Raw genomic sequence first — 3,986 nt, forward strand, 5'->3', positions numbered from 1 at the left:
CCGCGTAGCTGCGGGTCCTGGAACTGGCGCCAGAAGGCGGCATCGGGCTCGGCCTGCGGGGTGGCCGGTGCAGGCTCGGCCCGCGCGAACTGTGCTCCGGCCTGCGGCGCCGCAGGCGCCTTGAAGTCGGGGCCGACCGCGCAGCCGGCCACAAGCCCGGCAGACGCCAGCGCCAGCGCGTGTCGGCTCAGGGATTTGCGGATTTCAGACATGGTGGGGCTCCAGGGGTGCGGCTTTGTCGGAGGGTGGGGAGGCAGGCGCGGCATGTGCAGGCGCATGCCCCGTCAGCGCCCGGCCCGAGAGCCGGCGCAGCGTGACGTAGAACACCGGCGTGAGGAACAGGCCGAACAGGGTCACGCCCAGCATTCCGGAGAACACCGTCACCCCCGTGGCCGCGCGCACCTCGCTGCCCGCGCCGCCGCCGATGAGCAGGGGCACGGCACCGGCGATGAAGGCGATCGAGGTCATGACGATGGGCCGCAGCCGCAGGCGGCAGGCCTGCAGCGCGGCATCGACGATGCCCACGCCGCGCAGCTCCAGCTCGCGCGCGAACTCCACGATCAGGATGGCGTTCTTGCAGGCCAGCCCCATCAGCACCACCAGCCCCACCTGCACGAAGACGTTGTTGTCGCCGCCGGCCAGCCAGACGCCGAACAGCGCCGCGCAGATGCACACGGGCACGATGAGGATGACGGCCAGCGGCAGCGTCCAGCTCTCGTAGAGCGCGGCCAGCACCAGGAAGACCAGCATCACGGCGATGGCGAAGACCACGGCCGCCGCATTGCTCTGCTCCACCTGCTGGTAGCTGAGGTCGGTCCAGGCCAGCTCGATGCCGCGCGGCAGCGTGCGCTGCGCGATCTCCTGGAGCTTGGTCAGCACCTCGCCCGAGGACAGCACGCGCGGGTCGGAGTCGCCGATCAGGTCGGCCGCCGGGAAGCCGTTGTAGCGCAGCACCGGGTCGGGCCCGAAGCTGGGCACCACGGTGACCATGGAGCCTATGGGCACCATCTCGCCGCGCGCATTGCGCGTGCGCAGCCGCGCGATGTCCTCCACGGCCTGGCGGTGGTCGGCATCGGCCTGCAGCATCACGCGCCAGACGCGGCCGAAGGCGTTGAAGTCGTTGACGTAGACCGAGCCCAGGTAGGCCTGCAGCGTCTGGAACAGGTCGGTCAGCGCCACGCCCTGCGCCTTGGCCTTGGTACGGTCCACCTTGACTTCGAGCTGCGGGATGTTGGACTGGTAGCTGCTGACCGGATAGGTCATGCCCGGCGTTTTGGCGATCTCGGCCTGGAAGGCCTGCAGCGCCTGCTGCAGCGCCGCGTAGCCCAGGCCCGCGCGATCCTGCAGGAACAGCGAGTAGCCCGAGCCGTTGCCCAGGCCCTGGATGGGCGGCGGCATCAGCGCGTAGGCGAAGCCGCCCTCGATCTGCGCGAACTTGGCGCCCAGCTCGGCATTGATCTCCTCGGCGCTGCGCGTGCGCTCGCCGAAGGGCTTGAGCATGATGTAGGAGCTGGTCAGGTTGGGCGTGGTCGTGGTCTGCAGCGCATTGAAGCCTGCGAAGGCAGCGACTTTGTCCACGCCCTCCACGCTGTGGGCCAGCTCCACGATCTGGCGCGTCACCTCGGAGGTGCGGCCCAGCGAGGCGCCCTCGGGCAGCTTGGCGCCGCCGAACAGGTACAGCTTGTCCTGCAGCGGGATGAAGCCGCCCGGCACGGCCTGGAACAGCACGGCCGTGCCCGCCAGCAGCGCCGCGTAGACCGCAAACACCAGGCCGCGGCGGCGCAGCGACTGCCCCACGGAGTTCTGGTAGCCGTGCGCGCTGCGGTCGAAGAAGCGGTTGAAGGGCCGGAAGAACCAGCCCAGGCTGCGGTCCAGCCCGCGCGACAGCAGATCGCGCGGCGCGCCGCGCGGCTGCAGAAGCTTGGCCGCCAGTGCAGGCGACAGCGTCAGCGAGTTGATGGCCGAGATCACCGTGGAGATGGCGATCGTCACGGCGAACTGCTTGTAGAACTGGCCCGTCACGCCGCTGAGGAAGGCCATGGGCACGAAGACCGCGCACAGCACCAGGGCGATGGCGATGATGGGGCCCGAGACCTCCTTCATCGCCAGGTGCGCCGCCTCCAGGGGCGTGTGGCCCTCCTCGATGTAGCGCTCCACGTTCTCCACCACGACGATGGCATCGTCCACCACGATGCCGATGGCCAGCACCAGTCCGAACAGGGTCAGCGTGTTGATGGAGTAGCCCAGCAGGTACAGCCCCGCGAAGGTTCCGACGATGGACACGGGCACGGCCAGCAGCGGAATGATGGAAGCACGCCAGGTCTGCAGGAAGACGATGACCACCAGCACCACGAGGATCACCGCCTCGATCAGCGTGCTCTGCACCGCCTTGATGGAGTCGCGCACGAAGACCGTGGGGTCCCAGACGGTCTCGAAGTTCACGCCTTCGGGCAGATCCCTGGACAGGCGCTCCATGGTGGCGTAGACCTCCCGCGCCACGCCCAGCGCATTGGCGCCCGGCGACAGGAAGATGCCCACGGCCGCCATCTGCCGCGTGTCGCTGAGCGAGCGCATGCTGTAGTCGCTGGCGCCCAGTTCGATGCGCGCCACGTCGGACAGGCGCACGACCTGGCCGTCGGCACCACCCTTGAGCACGATGGAGCCGAACTCCTCGGCCGTCTTCAGGCGGCCGCGCACATTGATGGACAGCAGCTTGTCCGAGCCCTTGGGGCTGGGCTCGGCGCCCAGCTGGCCGGCCGATACCTGCACGTTCTGCTCGCGGATGGCGGCGATCACCTCGGCAGCGGTGAGCTGTCGTGCGGCCACCTTGCTGGGATCCAGCCAGACGCGCATCGCATAGTCGCCTGCGCCGTACAGCGCCACCTCGCCGATGCCGGGGATGCGCGCCAGCTCGTCCTTGATCTTGAGCGTGGCATGGTTGCGCAGGTACAGCGCATCATGGTTGCCGTCGCTGGAGGTCAGGCCCGCATACATCAGCGGCGTGGACGAGCGCTTTTGCGTGGTGACGCCGTACTGGCGCACTTCCTCGGGAAGGCGGCTCTGCGCCTGGCTCACGCGGTTTTGCACGCGCACGGCTGCCGTGTCGGGGTCCACGTCGGCGCGGAAGGTGGCCACCACCTGCAGGCTGCCGTCCGAGGCCGCGACCGACTTCAGGTAGATCAGGCCTTCGACGCCATTGATCGCCTCCTCCAGCGGCACGGCCACCGACTCGGCGATCTCCTTGGGATTGGCGCCCGGATAGGTGGCGCGCACCACCACGCTGGGCGGCACGACCTCGGGATACTCGCCCACGGGCAGCTGCGGAATCGCAACCAGGCCCACGGCGAACAGGATGATGGAGAGCACGACCGCGAAGATCGGGCGGTCTATGAAGAATTTGGAGAAATCCATGGTGCGTCCCGGTTCACTGCGCGGCCACGGCCGACCCCTGGGCCACCGCCGCCTGCCCATCGCCGGGAGCAGGCTTGGGGCTGACCGGCATGCCGGGGTAGTAGATGCGCTGCAGGCCGCCGACCACGAGGCGGTCGCCCGCCGCCAGCCCCTTGTCCACCACGCGCCGGCCATCGACCATGCGGCCCAGCTCCAGGTCGCGGCGCTCGGCCTTGTTGCCCTCGCCCACCACATAGACGTACTTGCGGTCCTGGTCGGTGAGCACGGCCTTGTCGTCGATCAGCAGCGTCTGCCGCTCGCCGCCCAGGCCCTGCGCGTCTTGCAGTTGCACACGCGCGAACAGGCCCGGCGTCAGCAGGCGGTCGGGATTGGGCAGGCGGGCGCGCATGCGCACCGTGCCCGTGCCCGCGTTGAGCTGGTTGTCGGTGAAGTCCAGGCTGCCCGCATGCGGAAAGCCTTCGTCGCCAGCCAGCCCCACACGCACGGGCCGCTGCACGCCGGGCCGCCCCTTGGTGTTCTTGACGGCCTGCTGCTGCCGCAGGAAGCTGTGCTCATCCGCATCGAAGTAGACGCGG

Annotated in this window: 2 protein-coding genes and 1 pseudogene; all 3 read right to left on the bottom strand. The window is 69.3% G+C overall.

Going from position 1 to position 3,986, the window contains the following annotated elements:
* Nucleotides 1-212, bottom strand: a pseudogene (locus L995_RS14665) (efflux transporter outer membrane subunit); the annotation flags it as partial.
* Nucleotides 205-3,411, bottom strand: coding sequence for an efflux RND transporter permease subunit (locus L995_RS14670; RefSeq protein WP_047217597.1), 3,207 nt, complete (start codon nt 3,409-3,411; stop codon nt 205-207). The pseudogene L995_RS14665 and the gene L995_RS14670, both read right to left, overlap by 8 nt.
* A gap of 13 nt (nt 3,412-3,424) precedes the next feature.
* Nucleotides 3,425-3,986 (bottom strand): efflux RND transporter periplasmic adaptor subunit (locus tag L995_RS14675; RefSeq protein ID WP_047472428.1); only part of this gene is annotated, 562 nt, incomplete at its 5' end.

Source organism: Delftia sp. ZNC0008 (genome assembly GCF_000799035.1).
Classification (GTDB): domain Bacteria; phylum Pseudomonadota; class Gammaproteobacteria; order Burkholderiales; family Burkholderiaceae_C; genus Comamonas; species Comamonas tsuruhatensis.

Excerpts from the sequence above, each read along its gene's own strand:
- L995_RS14670 (WP_047217597.1), bottom strand. The coding sequence starts at position 3,411 with ATGGATTTCTCCAAATTCTTCATAGACCGCCCGATCTTCGCGGTCGTG.